Here is a 20190-nt window from a genome sequence, read left to right on the forward strand (position 1 = left end):
CGGCTGCTGACGAGATGGGATCAGTCCTTGGCGAGACGATATTCGCCGGTCTTGGGATCCTTGACCAGCGTGCCCATCGTGCCGTTCGCCGCCTGTTTCTCGGTGCGCCGGATCTTGGCCGTCACGCGCTCGGCCTCGCGCACGAAAGCGCGGTAGCCGAAATAGGCGGCGGCACCGACAACAGCGAAGAAAACGATCTGCGGCATGTCCAAACTCCTCCCGCGTCCTCGCGGCAAGGCCGGCCGGATGGGCTCGGTCAAGCGATCATGCTATCCGCAATCATGGCTTTTTCAAAGCCCGAAGCGCGCCCACAGCGCGCGCTCTTCCGCCGCATCGAGGATGCCGCCGGCCGCGGCCTGCGCGATATCGGGCGCCGAGAAGCGCGAGCCGAACAGGCCGAAACGGCCAAACAGGCCGCGCGGCGCGGTGATCAGCTTGAGCTGCGTCTTGTCGCCGAAACGGGTCTTGAGCACGCTGCGCATGTCGCCCAGCGCATCGACAAGGCCGAGCTCGAGGCCTCGCTTGGCGGTCCAGAACAGGCCGGTGAACAGGTCCGGGTCGTCTTTTAGCTTGCTGCCGCGCCGCTCCTTGACGAGATCGATGAAAGTCTCGTGCACTTCAAGCTGCAGCGCCTTCAGCCGCTCGACGTCCTCCTTCTTCTCGGGCTTGAACGGATCGAGCACCGCCTTGTTCTGCCCGGCGGTGTGGACGCGCCGCTCGACGCCGATCTTCTTCATCAATTCGGGGAAGCCGAAGGAGGCCGAGACCACGCCGATCGAGCCGACGATCGAGGACGGGTCGGCGAAGATCTCGTCGCCGGCGACCGCGATCATGTAGCCGCCGGAAGCCGCCACATCCTCGACGAAGACCAGCACCTTCTTGTTCTTCTCCGCCGCCAGGTCGCGAATGCGCTTGAAGATCAGCCGCGACTGCACCGGCGAGCCGCCCGGCGAGTTGATCGAGATGGCGACCGCCGGCGCGTCGAAGCCGAACGCCTTTTCGATGAGGCCGGCCGTCGAGGCGAGCGACAGGCTCGGCCGGAACTGGCCGCCGCCGGCCATGATGGCGCCCTGCAGCCGGATGACCGGAATGGTGACGACTGTCGAGCGCCAGGATTTCGGCAGCAGGCGGTTGAAAAGGCGTTTCACGAACGGGTATCTCCGGACAAGATGCAAAGGAGCAGGGTAAGATCAGGCAAGTCGGTAATGTCTTTCGGGCGCGATGTCACCTTGCCTGCCATGTAGGCATTCGCCGGCCAACGGCAATGCTGCATCGCCGGCTACGGTTCAATCGCCGAACAGCGATGCCAGGCCGTTGTTGATCATTTCCGTCCGCTCGCTCGGCGCGTTGCCGGATGGCCCGTGCAGGGCGAGCGGCGGGCGGATCGACAGTTTCCCGCGCGCGCCGAGCACCGCCCTGACGACGATGCGGATCGCCGCCGCGTCCGGGCGCGGATGCACGCACAGCAATTCGGCATCGCCGAAGCGCCCCTCGATCGCATCGAGGATGGCGACGAGCTGTTCGGGCCGGGCGATGACGGCCAGCCCGCCGCGCGGCCTGGCGACGGCGGCGGCGCTCCTGATCCAGCGCTCGAACAGCCCGTCCTCGCCAACATGCGCCTGCCGGCGCAGCGCGTCGGGCGTCGAGCGGTCCTGCGCCGCGTTGAAAGGCGGGTTCATGATGACGAAGTCGAAGGAATTGTCGGCCAGTCCGGCTTCGACTCGTGCCCGGCCGGTCAGCGTCACGTCGGCCGTCAGCAGCGAGGCGCGGTCGCCGAGATGCGCATTGCCGGGATGCGAGAGCGTGGCGGCGGCGAACCCTGCCATTTCGGCGGAGCGCTCGACGAGCACGGCCTGGGCCGACGGGCAGCGCGAGAGCACGGCAAGGGCGGCAGCACCAGCCCCGGCGCCGAAATCGGCGAGCCGCCCGGAAAAATCGGCCGGCACGGCGGCCGCCAGCATCATGGCGTCCATGCCGGCGCGATGACCGCCCCGGCTCGGCTGCACCAGCCAGAAACGTCCGCGATGGAAGGCATCGACCGTGTGCGCCGGCGTATCTGGGGCGGTTGTCGCAGCCATTATTTCTGGCGGATCTCGTTTTCGATGCCGGCATCCTTGAGGATGCGGCGCGCCGCATCGGCCTTCTCGGCGTCGACCATGACGCGCTTCTGCAAAAGGCCGATCGACCCTTCGAGCACGCTCATATTCTGGTCGGCGACGAAACAGGCGATGCCGGCGTCGCGCATCAGCGATTCGACAAAGGAGATCACGACGGCGTCATTGGTGCGGACAAGCTCGATCATCGAACGAAAATCGCAGGTTGCGGCGTTCGTGTAAACGTGCGGGTAAACACAGCGTCGGCAGAGCGCGCCAATTCGCCTCTTGCCGTGCCCGGTTGTGCCGCCCTAGAGTCGGCGCGGGATCAAGGGTGCCGTGGGTGCGCGCTGCTCGTGCGCGTCAATGTAGACGGGAGTTGTCGTGGTGGGTGTCGTTCTCAACATCGAAGGCAAGCGGGAACCCGCTTCCATCAAGGATCTGATCGATCTGACGGCCGCCGACATGGGACGCGTCAACGAACTGATCCTGTCCAAGGCCGGCTCCGACGTCGAGATGATCCCGGAGATCGCCAACCACCTGATCTCTTCCGGCGGCAAGCGCCTGCGCCCCATGTTGACGCTCGCCGCCGCGCAGATGTTCGGCTATTCGGGCGAAGGCCATGTCAAGCTCGCGACCGCCGTCGAGTTCATGCACACGGCGACGCTTCTGCATGACGACGTGGTCGACGAGAGCGCGCTGCGCCGCGGCAAGAAGACGGCGCGTATGATCTGGGGCAACCAGGCGAGCGTTCTGGTCGGCGATTTCCTGCTCGGCCAGGCGTTCCGCATGATGGTCGAGGTCGGTTCGCTGGAGGCGTTGGACATCCTGTCGGCCGCCGCGTCCATCATCGCCGAAGGGGAGGTGATGCAGCTTGCCGCCGCCAAGAACCTCGACACCACCGAGGACGAGCATTTCGCCGTCATCAAGGCCAAGACCGCGGCGCTGTTTTCGGCCGCAGCCGAGGTCGGGCCGGTGATCGCCCAGGCCTCGCGCACCGATCGCGCCGCATTGCGCTCCTACGGCATGAATCTCGGCCTCGCCTTCCAGCTCATCGACGACGCGCTGGATTATGGCGGGTCGAGCAAGGATCTCGGCAAGAATGTCGGCGACGATTTCCGCGAGGGCAAGGTGACGCTGCCGGTGATCCTCGCCTACCGGCGCGGCACCAAGGCCGAGCGCAGCTTCTGGAAGCGCGCCATCGAGGAAAACGTCACCGACGATGCCGGGCTCGAAAAGGCGATCGGCCTGATGGCCCGCCATGGCGCCATCGCCGACACGATCGGCCGCGCGCGCCATTTCGGCGAGATCGCCCGCGATGCGCTGGCGCCGCTGGAAGCGACGCCGCAGAAGTCGGCGCTGATCGACGTCATCGATTTCTGCATCAGCCGCGTCAACTGAACCTGCTTGGCTCCCTGCGCCTGCCTGGCATCCACCGGGCAGGGCGCCTGTGAATCCCGGTCCGGCCGTCTCGACAAAGGGCGGCGCGGCAAATTATCTATAAAACATGGCCAGCACAGAAGACACGATCGCCGTCCGCATCAGCAAGGAACTGGCGGACCGCATCATTTCGGGCGCGATCGAGCCCGGATCGCGGCTGCGCCAGGACCATGTCGCCGAGGAGTTCAACACCAGTCACGTCCCGGTGCGCGAGGCTTTTCGCCGCCTTGAGGCGCAAGGGTTGGCGATCAGCGAGCCTAGGCGCGGCGTGCGCGTCGCCTCCTTCGATCTCGGCGAGGTCAGGGAAGTGGCCGAGATGCGCGCCGCGCTCGAAGTGCTGGCGTTGCGCCATGCCGCGCCGCATCTGACGGCGTCGATCCTCGACCAGGCCGAGGAGGCGACCAAGGCCGGCGACAAATCCCGCGACGTCCGCTCCTGGGAGGAGGCCAACCGCACCTTCCACCGGCTGATCCTGGCGCCCTGCAACATGCCGCGCCTGCTCTCCACCATCGACGACCTGCATGCGGCGAGCGCGCGCTTCCTGTTCGCGGCCTGGCGTTCCGAGTGGGAAATCCGCACCGACCAGGACCACCGCGCGATCCTGAGCGCGCTGAGGCAAGGCAACACCGAATCGGCCGCCGCGACGCTCGGCCGCCACGTCCAATGGATCGGCCAGAAACCGGTCAAGACCGCCTCCGGCAGAACCCGCGACGCCTTCGCTATCGTCGGGTAGTGGACTGCAGCGATTGGCCTGGGCCTCTCAGCCTCGCCACCATCGGATAGCGACTGGCCGAGGCCTCTCAGCTTCGTCATTCCAGGGCGCAGCAAGGAGCGAAGCGACGCGCGCAGACCCTGGAATCCATGCCGTTACGTCGAAGCTTTGCAGCGGTGCAGAACGACCCCTGTTCTGCGCCGCTTTTGCCATTCGGCCAAGGTCACGGAATGGATCCTCGGGTCTCCGCGTCCGCTTCGCTTCCGCTCCGCCCGTGGATGACGAACCTGCGGGCTTGCCATTGTCATGAAAATATGGATTCGATAATAGATCGAACAAAGAAATTATCTATAATTTCACACAAGCCAGGGAAGACACCGTGACCAACGCAACCGTTTCGACCTACAAGCCCTCCTTCAGCCCGCTGCGACTGCACAGCCGTTCGCTCGCCTGGCGGATCGGCGCCGTCGTTCTTGGCTCGCTATTCCTGGCGCTGTCCTCCTACATCGAGGTGCCGATGGTGCCGGTTCCGGTGACCATGCAGACCTTCGCCGTCACGCTGGTCGGCGCACTTTACGGCTGGCGCTTCGGCGCGCTCACCATCGCCACCTGGCTGGTTGAAGGCGCGGCTGGCTTTCCGGTGCTGGCGGGCGGTGCCGCCGGTGTGCAGCATTTTGTCGGTCCGACCGGCGGCTACCTCTTCGCTTTCCCGGTCGTCGGCGCCGTCGTCGGCTGGCTGGCCGAGCGCGGCTGGAACGGCAACCGCGTCATGCTTGCCTTCGCCGCCATGCTCATCGGCAACCTGCTCTGCCTGGTTCTGGGCACAGCATGGCTTGCCGTCATGATCGGCGCCGAGAAAGCCATCACCTTCGGCTTCCTGCCCTTCATCGTCGGCGGTCTGCTCAAGTCGGCGCTGGGCGCGGCGACGCTGAAGCTGGTTTCGGGCAATAGGCCGGCCGATTCCCGGTAAGCAGCCGGGCGGATGATCGAACCCAGATGACCGTCAGGCTCCGCGCCCATCATCTGCTTTGCCTGCTGACCTATGTCGGCAAGGGCTACTCGCCGGCCTTCACCGCCAACTACAACGTGGTGGTGAAGCGCCTGGCCGGCGGCGAGGATATTTTGATCGTTTCCGGCCCGGACGACATCTGCGTCCCGCTGCTGAATGAGTCGGAGCCGCACTGCCTGGGTGAAAGCGCCGCCGGGCGGGACGCCGTCGCGGCGCAGGACGTCGCCGATCTCCTTGGCCGGCCGCTCCCGGCCGGCGCCAGGCTCGAGCTCAATACCTCGACGCTGGCGCGGATGCGCGAGGCCTTTTCATCCGGCCTGACGCGCAAGGCGTGCCCGGGCTGCGAGTGGTTCGAGCTGTGCGGCACGGTCGCGGCGGGCGGCTTTCGCGGAACACGCATTTAAGCGGATATGTCGAAATTCAGCCGCCGATCCCCATATTTTCGCTGACTGGCATCGTTTGTTAAGCGGGATGATTGGATTGTGATTCGCTTGCCGATTGAAGCCTGACCGCAAAAAGGCCATGCTTTGACCGGAAAAGTTCGAGTCTGTGGGGCGGTCCTCCAAGGGCGGGATCGCATCTGGCTGAAAGGGATACGATGCGGCAAGGACGTGCGCGCTGGCTGACGAGGCTGGCATTTTTGACCGGAGTGGCGCTTTGGGTGCTGCCGGTCCAGGCCAAGGAAGAAGCCAAACCGCTGCAGATCACGTCTTTCTCGGGCGCCTATCTTGCGGCCCATATCGCCGAAAGCGACAACGACCTCGACGACGCGATCGCCTATTACAAGCAGGCGCTGGCCTTTGCCCCCGACGACAAGGACCTGCAGCAGAGCCTGATGCTGGCGCTGGTCTCCCAGGGCCGTTTCGAGGAATCGCTGGTCTATGCCGACAAGCTGAAGGAAGTGCCCGATGTCGAGCGCTTCTCGCGCCTGGCGCTGGCGGTCGATTCCTTCCACAAGAAGGACTACGCCAAGGCGCAGTACTGGCTGAAGCTGTCGCTCGAATCCGACCTCGACCGGTTGCTCTCCGGCGTCATGGATGGCTGGGCCAAGCAGGGTGCCGGCAATGCGTCCGAGGCCATGGATGCCATCGACAAGCTGCAAGGCCCCGATTGGTTCGGCCTGTTCAAGTCGTTCCACCGCGCGCTGATCGCCGATGCCGCCGGCCTGAACGACAAGGCCGATGCGATCTACGCCGCTACCTTGGCCGACACCGCGGCCGGCGGCTCCGCGCCCGAAACCTGGATGCGCAATGCCCAGGCCTATGCCTCCTTTCTCGCCCGCAAGGGCGACAAGTCGAAGGCTGAGGCGGTGTTGAACCAGGCCGAGGCCTTCGCCCCGGGCAAGCTCGAGATCACCACGCTGCGCGACCGCATCGCCAAGGGCGACAAGATCGAGCCGCTGGTCGCCAGCCCGGCCGACGGCGCGTCCGAAATCCTGCTCGACCTCGCCACTGCGCTCAACCGCGGTGGCGGCGAGCCTTTCGTGCGACTTTACCTGCAATACGCGCTGGCGCTGAAGCCGGACAGCGACGCCGCGCTGGTGCAGCTTGCCGCCGTTGCCGAGCAGCTGAAGGACGGCGAGGGCGCGGTCGCGCTCTACCGTCGCATTCCGGAATCCTCGCCGCTGAAAGAGCTCTCCGACCTGCAGATCGGCCTCAACCTTGCCGATCTCGACAAGCATGACGAGGCGATTTCCCACCTCAAGGCCTATCTCGACAAGCACCCGGACGACATGCGCGCCTATCTGGCGCTCGGCGGCGTCTATGGCTCGAAGGAAGATTTCCGCTCGGCCGCCAATCTCTACGACAAGGCCGTCGAGCAGCTGAAGACGCCGACCGCCGCCAACTGGAACATCTTTTACCAGCGCGGCATCGCCTATGAGCGGCTGAAGGAATGGCCGAAGGCCGAGCCCAATTTCCGCAAGGCGCTGGAGCTGCAGCCCGACCAGCCGCAGGTCATGAACTATCTCGGCTATTCCTGGGTCGACATGAACATGAACCTCAAGGAAGGCCTGGCGATGATCCAGAAGGCCGTGGATCTCAGGCCTAACGACGGCTACATCGTCGATTCGCTGGGCTGGGCCTATTTCCGTCTGGGCCGCTTCGACGACGCCGTGCGCGAGATGGAGCGCGCCGTGTCGCTGAAGCCGGAGGATCCGGTCCTCAACGACCATCTGGGCGACGCCTACTGGCGCGTCGGCCGCAAGCTCGAGGCCACCTATCAGTGGACCCAGGCGCGCGACCTGAAGCCGGATCCGGATGTGCTCGCTACCCTGCAGCAGAAGCTGCTCAAGGGGCTGCCGCCGATCGAATCCAACACCGCGCAGGAAACCCCGAAGGTGAAGCCGGACCCGACGCCCGCGCCGAAGGGCTGAGTGTTGCGCTATTGATCTTCTGGCGGGGCCTTTCGGGGCCTCGCGGCATTTTCAGAACATCTTTCTGTAGACGACGAACCCGGACTTCTCGCCGACCTTGTCGTAGAGCTGCATCGCCGTGTGGTTCGTCTCATGCGTCAGCCAGTAGACACGGTTCGCGCCCGCTCGGCCGGCACGGTCATAGACGCCTTCGATCAGCGCCCGGCCGACGCCCTGGCCGCGCGCGGCCTGCGTCGTGAAGAGATCCTGCAGATAGCAGCTCGGCGCGATCGATGTCGTCGAGCGATGGTAGAGATAGTGGACGAGGCCGAGCAGGTTGCCCTCGCGCTCGGCCACCAGCGCATGCATCGGCTCATAGGCGTCGAAGAAACGCGACCAGGTCATCTGCGTGATCTCGCCGGCAAGCGCCGTCGGGCCGGAGCGACCGTAAAACGCGTTGTAGCCGTCCCATAGCGGCAGCCACTGCTCGTAGTCCTGCCTTGTGACGGGGCGGACGGTAAGTTGACCGGACATGGCGAAACCTCTGTCGTTGACGTGGAACGGAGCAAACGGCGACCCACGCTCGACGGCAATGGGCCAGCCTGCCGCAAAGCTTTCCGCCTTGCCGGATGTGAGCCACTGCCTTGACGCTTGCCGGCCCGGCAACTAGGGAAGCGTCATCCTGCGCTTGCCGAGGCCGCCGTGACCATCGAAATCCCCGCTCATATGCATCCCAGCCGCTCCTTCCAGGGGCTGATCCTGACCTTGCACAATTACTGGGCCGACTATGGTTGCCTCATCCTGCAGCCTTACGACATGGAAGTCGGCGCCGGCACATTCCATCCGGCAACCACCTTGCGCGCGCTGGGTCCGCTGCGCTGGAACGCCGCCTACGTGCAGCCCTCGCGCCGGCCCAAGGACGGCCGCTATGGCGAGAACCCCAACCGCCTGCAGCATTATTACCAGTACCAGGTGATCCTGAAGCCCAATCCGCCGAACCTGCAGGAGCTCTATCTCGGCTCGCTGGAAGCGATCGGCGTCGATCCGCTGCTGCATGACATCCGCTTCGTCGAGGACGACTGGGAAAGCCCCACGCTTGGCGCCTGGGGGCTCGGCTGGGAGTGCTGGTGCGACGGCATGGAAGTCTCGCAGTTCACCTATTTCCAGCAGGTCTGCGGCATCGAATGCGCGCCGGTGGCGGGTGAACTGACCTACGGGCTGGAGCGGCTCGCCATGTATGTGCAGGGCGTCGACAATGTCTACGACCTGAACTTCAACGGCCGCGAGGGGGCCGAAAAGGTCACCTACGGCGATGTCTTCCTGCAGGCCGAGCAGGAATATTCGCGCCACAATTTCGAATTCGCCAACACCGCGATGCTGCTGAGGCACTTCGAGGACGCCGAGGCAGAGTGCAAGGCGCTGCTCGACGCCGGCACGCCGAAGCCGAGCGACAATCTGGCCATGCACCGCATGGTCTTTCCGGCCTACGACCAGTGCATCAAGGCAAGCCACGTCTTCAACCTGCTCGACGCGCGCGGCGTGATCTCGGTCACCGAGCGGCAAAGCTATATCCTGCGCGTGCGCAACCTGGCCAAGGCCTGCGGCGAGGCGTTCCTCAAGACGCGGGTGGGCGGGCTGGCGGCGGCTTAAGCCGCTGCGGTTTTCACGGTCTCGGCAGCGACCGGCAACACGGTCTGCACCGTTGCGCCGTCCATCGTACGCATGGCCTGCCTCACACCCGGCATCGTGATCACGCCATGCATCTGGGCGGCGAAGCAGGCGCTGAGCGCCAGGATCTGGAGGGTTCTCGATGCCGTTTTCATCGTCGTTCAGCCAATAGGTCTCTGCCTGAGCGTGTGTCGCTTCAGCGCTGCATTCGGTTCATGGGAAGGTCTGCTCCAAGGACGGGCGACCCCGCGCCGTCCCGACAGCGGGCTGAAAATTCCGCGAAATCGATGAAAGAGGCGATCTGCTAGCGGGTGACAGCGGGCGGCCGAGTTGCTATTTCCCGCCCATTCATTACGGCGCTGACGCGCCGGCCCTCCCCATCAAGGGGAGGGTGGGAGCTTAATCATGCCTGACCTGCTTCTAGAACTTCGCTCGGAAGAGATTCCCGCCCGCATGCAGCGCAAGGCTGCCGGCGACCTCAGGAAGATGCTGACAGACGGTCTGGTCGAGGCGGGTCTCACCTATGAGGCGGCGCGCGATTATTGGACGCCGCGGCGCCTTGCGCTCGACATCCGCGGCCTGACGGCGCGCTCGAAGGACATTCGTGAGGAGATCAAGGGACCCTCGACCACGGCGCCCGAGCAGGCGGTGCAGGGTTTCCTACGCAAGGCCGGGCTGTCATCGATCGCCGAGGCGCATGTCCATTCCGACCCGAAGAAGGGCGACTTCTATGTCGCCCATATCGCGAAGCCGGGCAGGGCCGCCGAAGAGATCATCGCCGAGCTGGTGCCGGCCATCATAAAGAGCTTCCCCTGGCCGAAGTCGATGCGCTGGGGGCCGGCCTCGGCGAAACCCGGCTCGCTGCGCTGGGTGCGGCCGCTGCAGTCTATCATCTGCACCTTCGGCCCCGAGACCGAGGAGCCGGTGGTGGTCGATTTCGAGATCGACGGCATCCGCGCCGGCAACGTTACCTATGGCCACCGCTTCCACGCGCCGGGCCCGATCACGGTGCGCCGCTTCGACGACTATGTGGCGAAGCTCGAAGCGGCCAAGGTCGTGCTCGATGCCGACCGGCGCAAGGAGATCATCCTTCACGACGCCCGCAACATCGCCTTCGCCAACGGGCTCGACTTGGTCGAGGACGAGGGCCTGCTGGAAGAAGTCTCCGGCCTGGTCGAATGGCCGGTGGTGCTGATGGGCGAGTTCGAGCAGGATTTCCTCACCATTCCGGGCGAGGTCATCCGCCTCACCATCCGCGCCAACCAGAAATGCTTCGTTACCCGGCCGCAGGGCGCGTCCGACGATCTGTCCAATCGCTTCATCCTGGTCGCCAACATCGAGGCGACCGACGGCGGCAAGGAGATCGCCTACGGCAACGGCAAGGTGGTCAGGGCGCGCTTGTCCGACGCGCTCTATTTCTGGAAGACCGACCAGGGCGATCTGCCCGACCTCGACCAGCTCGTGGATTCGGCGGCGAAGTTCGACCTGGATCTGAAGAAGCCGCTCGACCAGCGCATGGCGCGCCTCGACCACCTCAACGTGACCTTCCACGCCAAGCTCGGCACGCAGGGGCAGCGGGTGGAGCGTATCAAGCGGCTGGCCGAGGAACTGGCGCCGGCCGTCGGCGCCGATGCCGCGCTGGTCGCTCGCGCGACCGTGCTCGCCAAGGCCGATCTGCAGACCGAGGTGGTCGGCGAGTTCCCTGAATTGCAGGGCGCCATGGGCCGCAAATACGCCATCCTGCAGGGCGAGCATGCATCCGTGGCCGCAGCCGCGGAGGAACACTACAAGCCGCAAGGCCCGTCCGACCGCGTGCCGACCGATCCGGTATCGGTAGCTGTTGCGCTTGCCGACAAGCTCGATACGTTGACCGGCTTCTGGGCGATCGATGAAAAGCCCACCGGCAGCAAGGACCCGTTCGCTCTCCGCCGAGCAGCGCTTGGGGTGGTTAGGATCCTCATCGAGAACCGGATTCGTCTGGCGCTAACGTCTGTTTTCGCCAAGGCCTTTGCAAACTTCAAAGGCGGCGCGGATCAGTCGTCCGACCTCCTCGCCTTCTTCCACGATCGCCTGAAAGTCTATCTGCGTGAAAGCGGTGCACGGCATGACTTGATCGATGCCGTGCTGTCAGCGGGCTCGCGCCCAATCTCCCCCCTCGTGGGGGAGATGTCGGCGAAGCCGACAGAGGGGGGCGCTGTCCCGCCGGCCTCTCATTCTGTCGCGCCCCCCTCCCTGCCGGGCATCTCCCTCACAAGGGGGGAGATCAGCCAATCGCCGAACGACGACCTGCTGCAGATCGTGCGCCGCGTCGAGGCGCTCGGCTCCTTGCTCGATACCGAGGAGGGCAAGAACCTGCTCGCCGGCACCAAGCGTGCGGCCAACATCCTGGCGGCGGAAGAGAAGAAGAAAACGCTGGTCGCCGAGACCGTTGAGCCGGCATTGTTCCGCGACGGCGCGGAAAAGAAGCTCTATGCCGCGGTGAATCAGGCCGAGAAGGAAGCCGGCCAAGCAATTCAAAACGAAGATTTTTCCGCCGCCATGCTGGCGCTTAGCGTGTTGCGCGAACCGGTTGATTCATTCTTTGAGGGCGTTCTCGTGAATGATGAGGACCAGGCCGTGCGCGCCAACCGCCTGGCCCTGCTCGCCCGCATCCGCGCCGCCACCGATCAGGTCGCGGATTTTTCAAAGATCGTCGGCTGACGGCGCAGGAATCGAACCGTCGAGATCTACCCGCGTCTGCTAGGATGCGGGTAGATCAGAACAATTCGGCGTCCGAAATTTAATCCGCCGGAGCCGGCTTACAGTCATATGGCGATGACCTCCGCGTGGGACAAAGATACGTTCCCAAACCACCGAGGCATGCCATGAATTCCGTTGACGATATCGACCTGATTGAAGAGATCCCGGCCGCCGCCGAGGCCATCGGATCCGCTTCCGACGACATACTCGACCACGCTGCCGCCGCATCGGTCGAAGCCGCTGACCTGTCCGAAGACGACGAGGACGAAGACAGCGACGAAGACGCTGATGAGGAAACCACTGCCTCGGCTGACGACGAGTCGGATGACGAGGATGAAGATGACGACGAAGAAGACGAAGACGAAGACGAAGAAGCCAAGGCCTCGGGCGACGATAAGTCCGACGAGGATGAAGATGGCGACGAGGACGAAGACGACGCCGACGAGTCGGACGATGACGACAAGGAAGAAGCGGCCTGAGCCGTCCCCTGTCTGTGAAGAACGAAGGGGCGGCGCGTCGCGCGCCGCCCCTTTTTCGTCAGGCTTGCCTCGTCAGTCTTCCAGGAAGATTTACGCCTCAATCTTCCACGATGCTGACCCGCACGCTGTCGGAATAGACATCCACCTCGATCAGCGGTTCGCCGTTGACGATGGCGCGCCTTGTGGCGCTGCTCATGGCGCCGCCGCGTTCCAGCATGCGCTGCAGGTCGACGCGCGAGCCGTCGCTGCGGAACCAGGGATCGCCCTGGTCGTCGCTGTCGCGCCGGTGGAATTTGTGCCAGTTGGCGCGGTCCTGTCTGACCATCTGCGCCGCGCTGCTCAGCGGATAGCCGTCGCTGGCGCGATGATCACGGTCGGAAATCCGCGCGACATAAGAGCCGAGCATGTCGTCGGCCCGCGCCGAACCCGCGCCGAGTATCGTCGCCGCTACCAACCCGGCAACGGCCATCGCTTTCGAAACAGTCATGGAACCCCCTTTGAAATGCCAGTGCCATCGTGCCCGATCCCGATGACGGGAATCGGACAATGCCAAGCGCCTAGCACATCGAGGTGGTGTCCAGTGTGATCTACATCGCCTTGCCGACGCGCGGCAGCGGCTGGGCATCCTGCGGCTGCGCCTGTGGCTGCGCTCCGCCCGACGCATTGGCCGTCGCGGTCGGCTGGCTGCCGGCCTTGTCGTTGCCCTTCGAAGCGGAGGCCGTGCCGTTCGGCGGCGTTGCCGTCGAAGTGCCGTTTGCCGGCGGGGTGGCCGCAGGCGTGGTGGCTGCGGTTGCCGGTGTTGCGGGCTTGGCCGACGCGGTCGCCGCGGGCGTTGCGAAGGCGCCGCCGACAATGCCGCCGCGGATGATCATCGGCGCCGACTCATGCCCGGACTTTTCGGGAATGGCCGCAACCTTTTCGTCGGTGACGGCGGGCATTGGGTCGCCGAACGCAATCACCGATGGCGCGGAGAGCGCCGACAGCTTGGCCGGATCGATCGCGTCCAACTTGACCACCGAAGGCGTCGAGGTCGAGACGCCAAGGACGAGGATTGACGAAGCATGCGCCACGCCGTTCATTGCCAAAAGGCCGATGCCGAACGCTCCGAGCAAACGCATCACAAAAACTCCCCAGCCCGCAACCACACCGGCCCGCACCTTAAGGCCGGCAAATTGAAGCCGGCTTGCGCGGAAACTTAACATTTTAGGGATTGATAAATCGCCAATGTCCGCCCTTGCCCGATAGAAGCCGCCGTATTACGGGACCGGCATGTTTGAGACTGGTGGCAAATTTGGCTGAGATACTGACGGTCGGTGAGGCTATGGAGCAGGCATTGGCGCTGCTCGAAGGCGGCGATGTCGTCGCCATTCCGACCGAGACGGTTTACGGCCTGGCAGGCGATGCCACCAACGGTGTTGCCGTGGCGCGTATTTTCGAGGCCAAGGGCCGGCCGCGCTTCAACCCGCTGATCGCCCATGTCGCCGATCGCGCCATGGCCGACCGCATCGCCGGCTTCGATCCCCTCTCGGCAAGACTGGCCGAAGCCTTCTGGCCCGGTCCGCTGACGCTGGTGCTGCCGCAGCGTGCGGTCAACGGCATCCATCCGCTGGTCACCGCCGGGCTGGACACGATCGCGCTGCGCATGCCGCGCGGGTTCGGCGGCGAGCTGATCGCGCGGCTTGGCCGGCCGCTCGCGGCTCCGAGCGCCAATCCCTCCGGCAGGATTTCCGGCACGACGGCGCAAGCGGTGGCCGCCGATCTCGGCGACAGGATCAAACTGGTCGTCGATGGCGGCGCGACGCCCGTCGGCCTGGAATCGACCATTCTCAAGGTCGAGCACGGCAAATTGCGGCTGCTAAGGCCAGGCGGCATCGGCGCCGAGGAGATCGAGGCGGTGGCCGGCGCGAAACTGTCGCGCGGCGCTGCCGGCATCGAAGCGCCCGGCATGCTTGCCTCGCATTATGCGCCGGGCGCGGCGATGCGGCTCAATGTCGACAAGGTCGCCGAAGGCGAGGCGCTGCTCGCTTTCGGCGGCAAACGCGCCGCAGGCTGGGAACAGGCCATGGCGCTGCGCAATCTTTCCGAGAGAGGCGATCTGCGCGAGGCGGCCAGCAACCTCTTCGCCTTCATGCAGGCGCTCGACCGCAGCGGCGCCAGGACCATCGCTGTCGAGCCTATCCCTTTCGAGGGCCTGGGCGAGGCGATCAACGATCGGCTCGCGCGGGCCGCCGCACCGCGTGACAAGACCGGCTGATCGCCATAGGTTTCAATTCATGAATGATCAGCCCTTCGATCTCGACCCCGCCGTCATCGACCGCTTCGCGGCGATCGTCGGCGACAAATATGCGCTGCGCGATCAGGCCGACATCGCGCCTTACATCACCGAGCGGCGCGGCCTTTGGCATGGCCGCACATCGCTGGTGCTGAGGCCGGGTAGCGTCGAGGAAGTGAGCCGCATCATGCGGCTTGCCACCGAGACCGGCACGCCGATCGTGCCGCAGAGCGGCAACACCGGCTTGGTCGGCGCCCAGGTGCCGGACAAATCCGGCCACGACATCGTGCTGTCGCTGTCGCGGTTGAACCGCATCCGCGAGATCGATGTCCTGTCGAATACCGTGACCGTCGAGGCCGGCGTCATCCTGCAGACGCTGCAGGAAGCCGCCGACGCCGCCGACCGGCTGTTTCCGCTGTCGCTCGCCGCGCAAGGCTCCTGCCAGATCGGCGGCAACCTTTCCTCGAATGCCGGCGGCACCGGCGTGCTCGTCTATGGCAATGCGCGCGAGCTTTGCCTCGGCGTCGAAGTGGTGCTGCCGACCGGCGAGGTCTTCGACGATTTGCGCAAATTGAAGAAGGACAACACCGGCTACGATCTGAAGAACCTCTTCGTCGGCGCCGAGGGCACGCTCGGCGTCATCACCGCCGCGGTCATGAAACTGTTCCCGAAACCGAAGGGCAGGGAGGTCGCCTTTGCCGGCCTGCCATCGTCCCCTAAGGACGCGCTTTCGCTGTTCACCTTGGCGATGGATAGGGCCGGCGCCTCGCTCACCGCTTTCGAATTGATCGCCAGAAGGCCTTATGATTTTACGTTGAAGCACGGGCAAGGCATCACCCGGCCGCTGGCCGACGACTGGCCGTGGTATGTGCTGATGCAGGTTTCGTCCGGACGCTCCGAAGAGGACGGCAAGGCGCTGATCGAGGAGATCCTGTCATCCGGCCTCGAGCAAGGCATCGTCGGCGACGCGGTGGTGTCGGCAAGCCTGGCCCAGGGCGACGCCTTCTGGAATTTCCGCGAGACGCTCCCTGAATGCCAGAAGCCGGAGGGCGCCTCGATCAAGCACGATATCTCCGTGCCGATCGCCTCGATCCCCGACTTCATCGAAAAGGCGGCCGGCGTGGTGGAGACCGTCTGCCCCGGCGCGCGCGTGGTCTGCTTCGGCCACATGGGCGACGGCAATCTGCACTACAACATCTCGCGCCCCGTGGACTGGCAGGACGAGCCGTTCCTCGAGCTCTACCATCCGATGAACAAGGCCGTGCACGATGTCGTGCGCTCCTTCCATGGCTCGATCTCGGCCGAGCACGGCATCGGTCAGTTGAAGCGCGACGAGCTCATCGCCACGGCGCCGCCGATGGCCATCGACCTGATGCGCCGCGTGAAGGCCGCCTTCGATCCGGCCGGCATCATGAACCCCGGTAAGGTTATCTGATCCTTCCCATATCTGGTGGGCGGTCGTATTCCGATAACCATCGGCTCCGATCAGCAAAATTTAACCGAACTTCTTAAGCGCACCGGTAAGAAGCCAGCGCTAATGTTTCTTCCCATAACGAGGCCGGAAAAACCGGCCCTGAGAGAACCGGAAAACGGCCCTCAGGAGTAACAGGGAAGACATTCGATGAACACTGGATTGAAGCCAGTCTGGGCCGGGCGCAACATGCGCCTCGACCCGTTTCGCCTGCCGCAGATGGTGAGCTATGCCACCCGCGACGACTATGGCGATGTCACCTTCACCATCGACCAGCGTGGCGCCGTCATCCGCCGCATGCTGGAGATGAGCGGCGTGCCGGCGATCATCGCGCTGCCCGCCAAGGCGTTCCGCGGCGTCGCCGCCCGCGCCATGGAAGATCCGGACGGCAACGTCACGGTGACGCTCGAGCTCCTGCACAACGACCCGATGCTGTCGGTGCCGCTGCTGGTCGCCGACGACCTCGAGGATGTCGCCGCCGACTGGCGCGCCTGGGCTGACGCCTATCGCCTGCCGATGCTGCTGATCGAGGCCGACGGCATTGCCCGCACGCTGGAAGAATCGCTCGGCGCCGCCATCAAGGCGCGGACGCCGCAGGAGCGCCGCAAGGGCCGCGTCTCCACCACGCGCCGCCCGCGCTTCCTCGCCCGCCGCAAGGCCGGCAACCTGGGCCTGAGGCTCGTCATCGACGGCCAGGAGATTATTGCTAGGGAGTAGGCGTCGATGACAGCCTTCTTCTCCCCGTCACTATACGGGGAGAAGTGCCCGGCAGCGCGATGAGGGGCAGCGCCGACGCCTGCTGTTTTTGGCCATCTTAACTTTGATAGGATACACGCGCACGATCGCCGGCGTGCGGTTCACCTTGCTTCCAACGCTGGCGCCGCCCCTCATCCGGCTGCCGCCACCTTCTCCCCGTAGAACGGGGAGAAGGGAGAACTACACCAGCGGCTTCAGCCATATCCAAACCGAACCGCCGATCAGCCCCAAAAAGATCAGCCAGCCGACCTGGTTGTTCGACTTGAACAGCTTCAGGCACTGGTCCGGATTGTTGATGTCGAGCCGGATGATCTGGCGCGCCATATGCGCGCCGGCGGCGATCAGACCGGCCAGCGCCACGATCGGCACCTGTGCGGAGGCGAAGGCGATGGCGAAGCAGATCAGCGCGCCGCCATAGAGTCCGGTGAGCCACATCTTGGTGTTGTCGCCGAACAGCCGCGCGGTGGACCGCACGCCGACGATGGCGTCGTCTTCCTTGTCCTGATGCGCGTAGATCGTGTCGTAGCCGATCACCCACAGGATCGAGCCGATATAGAGCATGATCGCCGGATCATCGATGTCGCCGAACTCGACCGCCCAGCCCATCAGCGCCCCCCAGGAGAAGGCCAGTCCAAGCACGAATTGCGGCCAGTTGGTGATGCGCTTCATGAAGGGATAGACCGCGACGATCGCGAGCGATGCGACGCCGAGCGGAATGGCGAAGCTGTTGAACTGCAGCAGCACGGCCAGGCCCACCAGCGCCTGGATGATGACGAATATCCAGGCCTGGCGGCGCGTCACCTTGCCGGCCGGCAGCGGCCGCGAGCGGGTGCGCTCGACCTGGTTGTCGATGTCCTCGTCGGCGAGGTCGTTATAGGTGCAGCCGGCGCCTCGCATGGCGACGGCGCCGATGAAGAACAAAAGCAGATACCAGGGCGCCGGAAGCAGCGTCAGCAGCGGATCGGTCGGGCGCGGATAGGCGCCGGCGGCAAGCGCCGCCGACCACCAGCAGGGCCACAAAAGCAGCTGCCAGCCGATCGGCCGGTCCCACCGCGCAAGCTGCGCATAGGGCCAGAGCCAGCGCGGCAGCACGCGGTAGACCCAATGGCCGCTCGGCGCGTCGGCGACGCGGCCCTGGATCGCTTTCGACTGGACGGTTTCCATCACGCTGGAGTGGCAGCAGCAAGAGGCGTCGTCAAGCTGCCGCGTTGTCGCTCAGCCGGTGAAAACATCGTGACTGGCAAACCATGCCTTGGCGACGTCGATGAAGGCCGCGGCCGCCTTCGACAGGCGCTGGCGCGTGTCATGGGTCAGGATGATGCGCTGCATCGGCAGCGCGTCGGAGAGTGGCTTGCAGACCAGCGGCAGTCCGTCATAGCTCCTATCACCACGCGGCCTGGTGTAGCTGACCGCGATGCCGAAGCGGTTGGCCACCATCGACCGCTGCAGCTCGAACGAGCTCGTCGTCGCCCGGGCAATCGGCGACAGGCCGCGGCTGAGGAAAAGGTCCAGCATGTGCTGCCAGCTATGCGGCTGGTCGGTGGTGATCAGCGGATAGAGCGCGAGCTCGGCCAGGCTGACAGCATGCTTGTCCGCCAGCGCGTGGCCGGCGGGCAGGAGCGCGTGCGGCCGCAATTCATGCAGCAGGATGCGCTTGAAATGCCCTGGCAGGCCAAGGTCGTAGGTAAGGCCGAGGTCGATGGCGCTGTCAGCCAGGCGCCGCCCCAGCGTCTCGAAGGTCTCGTCGCCGATGACGACGGTGACGGCCGGGCAGCGCTCGGCGAAGGCGCGCATCAACGCCGGCGCGAAATAGGGCGCCAGGTCCTCGAAGCAGCCGAGCGCCAGCTCGCCGCCGATATCGGCGTCGCGCGAACCGAGCGCCGCCAGCTCGTCCGCCTCGCCCAGCACCTGCCTCGCCTTGGCGACGGCCCTGCGACCGAAGGAGGTCAGCGCGACGCCGCTGCCGCGCTGGCGCACGAAGAGCTTCTGGCCAAGCGCGTCCTCGACATGGTCGATCGCCACCGAGATCGACGGCTGCGAAACGTTCAGCGCCTGGGCCGCCATGGTCACGCTGCCATAGCGGGCCACGGCAACGACATAGCGCAATTGGGTCAGCGAGAACTTCATAGGTGAAAGCTATAAGTGAGATGACAAGTTATTATTTTACGTGATGTGAGGCTCTTGCGATAGTCGGTCATCGAACAAGCAGGAGAGCACGATGGCCAGCCCGAAAGTCGACGCTTCGACGATTGCCGATTACCAGCGCGATGGCGCCGTCTGCATCCGCGGCGCCTTCAAGGACTGGGTCGATGTCATCGCCGACGGCATCGAGCGCAACATCCGGAATCGCAGCGCCACGGCCTCCGACATCGCCGGCGGCAAGGGCAGCTTCTTCGACGACTACTGTAACTGGGAGCGCATCCCGGAATTCGTCAGGGTCGTCAGGGAATCTCCGGCCGCCGAGCTTGCGGCCGCCGTGATGCAGTCGCGCAGCGCCCAGTTCTTCCACGACCACGTCCTGGTCAAGGAACCCGGCACGCAGAAGCCGACACCCTGGCACCAGGACATTCCCTATTACTTCGTCGACGGCAAACAGACGGTGAGCTTCTGGATCCCGATCGATCCGGTGAAGGAGGCGACGCTTCGGCTGATCGCCGGCTCGCACAAATGGGAAAAGATGGTGCTGCCGGTGCGCTGGCTGAACGACGCCAATTTCTATGCCGGCGAGGGCGACTACCGGCCGGTGCCCGATCCCGACAGCGACCCGTCGATGAAGGTGCTCGAATGGGAGATGGAGCCGGGCGACGCCATCCTGTTCGATTTCCGCACCGCGCATGGCGCGCGCGGCAACCTGACTGCGGCAAGACGCCGGGCGCTGTCGCTGCGCTGGGTCGGCGACGACGCGCATTATGTCGAGCGCCCCGGCCGCACCTCGCCGCCCTATCCGGGCCACGACATGAAGCCCGGCCAGAAACTGCGCGAGGACTGGTTCCCGGTTATCTACCAGAGCTGAGCCGTTTTTTCAGGCTAGTGGCACTGCACGAGGATTTTGATCGGTCGGCTCTGTTTGCGCCGCAGGCCTTGGAGATTGGCCGAACCGATCCGGTCTCGTCATCCACGGGCGGAGCGGGAGCGAAGCGACGAGCGCAGACCCGAGGATCCATGCCGTTACCTTCGCCAAGGCGTGCAACGGAGCAA

The 20190-nt window shown here is 65.0% G+C and carries 22 protein-coding genes; 12 read left to right on the forward strand and 10 right to left on the reverse strand.

Features of this window, described 5'->3' with window-relative positions:
• Window positions 1-20 precede the first annotated feature (20 nt).
• The 4 genes from EN852_RS05270 to EN852_RS05285 form a co-directional block, all read right to left on the reverse strand.
• Window positions 21-206, reverse strand: a complete 186-nt coding sequence (locus tag EN852_RS05270; RefSeq protein WP_095816374.1) for a hypothetical protein — start codon at window positions 204-206, stop codon at window positions 21-23.
• A gap of 84 nt (window positions 207-290) precedes the next feature.
• Window positions 291-1148, reverse strand: a complete 858-nt coding sequence (locus EN852_RS05275) for a S49 family peptidase (protein WP_127867029.1) — start codon at window positions 1146-1148, stop codon at window positions 291-293.
• 138 nt (window positions 1149-1286) lie between these two features.
• Complete coding sequence (locus tag EN852_RS05280; protein WP_127875482.1) at window positions 1287-2078, reverse strand: methyltransferase; 792 nt, start codon at window positions 2076-2078, stop codon at window positions 1287-1289.
• Window positions 2078-2302: a DUF2007 domain-containing protein gene (locus tag EN852_RS05285; protein WP_127875481.1), complete on the reverse strand. Its 225-nt coding sequence runs from the start codon at window positions 2300-2302 to the stop codon at window positions 2078-2080. Before EN852_RS05285 ends, EN852_RS05280 begins: the two co-directional genes overlap by 1 nt.
• A 178-nt stretch (window positions 2303-2480) precedes the next feature.
• Here EN852_RS05285 and EN852_RS05290 point away from each other — a divergent pair, with 178 nt between their 5' ends.
• From EN852_RS05290 to EN852_RS05310, 5 genes are all read left to right on the forward strand, one after another.
• On the forward strand, window positions 2481-3494 hold the full coding sequence (locus tag EN852_RS05290) for a polyprenyl synthetase family protein (RefSeq protein ID WP_095816371.1): 1014 nt from the start codon (window positions 2481-2483) through the stop codon (window positions 3492-3494).
• A 106-nt stretch (window positions 3495-3600) separates the two neighbouring features.
• A complete protein-coding gene (locus EN852_RS05295; RefSeq protein WP_127229569.1) occupies window positions 3601-4266 on the forward strand; it encodes a GntR family transcriptional regulator in 666 nt (221 codons plus the stop codon).
• Window positions 4267-4624: 358 nt separating this feature from the next.
• Window positions 4625-5215: a biotin transporter BioY gene (locus EN852_RS05300; RefSeq protein WP_127875480.1), complete on the forward strand. Its 591-nt coding sequence runs from the start codon at window positions 4625-4627 to the stop codon at window positions 5213-5215.
• 26 nt (window positions 5216-5241) lie between these two features.
• Window positions 5242-5658, forward strand: coding sequence for a DUF1284 domain-containing protein (locus tag EN852_RS05305; RefSeq protein ID WP_127867033.1), 417 nt, complete (start codon window positions 5242-5244; stop codon window positions 5656-5658).
• 194 nt (window positions 5659-5852) lie between these two features.
• On the forward strand, window positions 5853-7628 hold the full coding sequence (locus tag EN852_RS05310; protein WP_127875479.1) for a tetratricopeptide repeat protein: 1776 nt from the start codon (window positions 5853-5855) through the stop codon (window positions 7626-7628).
• Window positions 7629-7679: 51 nt separating this feature from the next.
• Here the strand turns inward: EN852_RS05310 and EN852_RS05315 are convergent, their stop codons facing one another.
• The gene (locus tag EN852_RS05315; protein WP_127875478.1) at window positions 7680-8141 is read right to left on the reverse strand and encodes a GNAT family N-acetyltransferase; all 462 of its coding nucleotides are present in this window, start codon (window positions 8139-8141) and stop codon (window positions 7680-7682) included.
• A gap of 192 nt (window positions 8142-8333) precedes the next feature.
• On the opposite strand from EN852_RS05315, the gene EN852_RS05320 reads away from it, so the two are divergent.
• Entirely contained in the window at window positions 8334-9257 is a 924-nt protein-coding gene (locus tag EN852_RS05320; protein ID WP_189545745.1) for a glycine--tRNA ligase subunit alpha, read from the forward strand.
• On the opposite strand, the gene EN852_RS40755 is transcribed toward EN852_RS05320, so the two are convergent.
• Window positions 9254-9430: a hypothetical protein gene (locus tag EN852_RS40755; RefSeq protein WP_189545726.1), complete on the reverse strand. Its 177-nt coding sequence runs from the start codon at window positions 9428-9430 to the stop codon at window positions 9254-9256. The genes EN852_RS05320 and EN852_RS40755 overlap by 4 nt on opposite strands.
• 250 nt (window positions 9431-9680) lie before the next feature.
• Between EN852_RS40755 and glyS the strand changes: the two genes are divergently transcribed.
• Together glyS and EN852_RS40760 are read left to right on the forward strand one after the other, a co-directional pair.
• Complete coding sequence (gene glyS, locus EN852_RS05325; protein WP_127875476.1) at window positions 9681-11975, forward strand: glycine--tRNA ligase subunit beta; 2295 nt, start codon at window positions 9681-9683, stop codon at window positions 11973-11975.
• Between the two features lie 164 nt (window positions 11976-12139).
• Window positions 12140-12493 (forward strand): ATPase, encoded by a 354-nt coding sequence (locus EN852_RS40760; protein ID WP_189545728.1) that lies wholly within the window; start codon window positions 12140-12142, stop codon window positions 12491-12493.
• A 97-nt stretch (window positions 12494-12590) separates the two neighbouring features.
• On the opposite strand, the gene EN852_RS05335 is transcribed toward EN852_RS40760, so the two are convergent.
• Together EN852_RS05335 and EN852_RS05340 are read right to left on the reverse strand one after the other, a co-directional pair.
• A complete protein-coding gene (locus EN852_RS05335; RefSeq protein WP_127875475.1) occupies window positions 12591-12980 on the reverse strand; it encodes a hypothetical protein in 390 nt (129 codons plus the stop codon).
• A gap of 100 nt (window positions 12981-13080) precedes the next feature.
• A complete protein-coding gene (locus tag EN852_RS05340; RefSeq protein WP_127875474.1) occupies window positions 13081-13611 on the reverse strand; it encodes a hypothetical protein in 531 nt (176 codons plus the stop codon).
• A gap of 173 nt (window positions 13612-13784) precedes the next feature.
• On the opposite strand from EN852_RS05340, the gene EN852_RS05345 reads away from it, so the two are divergent.
• The 3 genes from EN852_RS05345 to EN852_RS05355 all read left to right on the forward strand — a co-directional run bounded on the left by EN852_RS05345 (window position 13785) and on the right by EN852_RS05355 (window position 16953).
• Window positions 13785-14747, forward strand: a complete 963-nt coding sequence (locus EN852_RS05345) for an L-threonylcarbamoyladenylate synthase (protein WP_127875473.1) — start codon at window positions 13785-13787, stop codon at window positions 14745-14747.
• Window positions 14748-14766: 19 nt separating this feature from the next.
• Window positions 14767-16200: an FAD-binding oxidoreductase gene (locus EN852_RS05350; RefSeq protein WP_127875472.1), complete on the forward strand. Its 1434-nt coding sequence runs from the start codon at window positions 14767-14769 to the stop codon at window positions 16198-16200.
• Between the two features lie 186 nt (window positions 16201-16386).
• Entirely contained in the window at window positions 16387-16953 is a 567-nt protein-coding gene (locus EN852_RS05355) for a DUF6101 family protein (protein ID WP_112125927.1), read from the forward strand.
• 219 nt (window positions 16954-17172) lie between these two features.
• Here the strand turns inward: EN852_RS05355 and ubiA are convergent, their stop codons facing one another.
• Both ubiA and EN852_RS05365 read right to left on the reverse strand, forming a co-directional pair.
• Window positions 17173-18156: a 4-hydroxybenzoate octaprenyltransferase gene (ubiA, locus tag EN852_RS05360; RefSeq protein ID WP_127875651.1), complete on the reverse strand. Its 984-nt coding sequence runs from the start codon at window positions 18154-18156 to the stop codon at window positions 17173-17175.
• 51 nt (window positions 18157-18207) lie between these two features.
• Complete coding sequence (locus tag EN852_RS05365; protein ID WP_127875471.1) at window positions 18208-19119, reverse strand: LysR family transcriptional regulator; 912 nt, start codon at window positions 19117-19119, stop codon at window positions 18208-18210.
• A gap of 91 nt (window positions 19120-19210) precedes the next feature.
• Here EN852_RS05365 and EN852_RS05370 point away from each other — a divergent pair, with 91 nt between their 5' ends.
• Window positions 19211-20005, forward strand: a complete 795-nt coding sequence (locus EN852_RS05370; RefSeq protein WP_127875470.1) for a phytanoyl-CoA dioxygenase family protein — start codon at window positions 19211-19213, stop codon at window positions 20003-20005.
• Window positions 20006-20190 lie beyond the last annotated feature (185 nt).

It is taken from the genome of Mesorhizobium sp. M2E.F.Ca.ET.209.01.1.1, from assembly GCF_004010375.2.
In the GTDB taxonomy this organism is placed as follows: domain Bacteria; phylum Pseudomonadota; class Alphaproteobacteria; order Rhizobiales; family Rhizobiaceae; genus Mesorhizobium.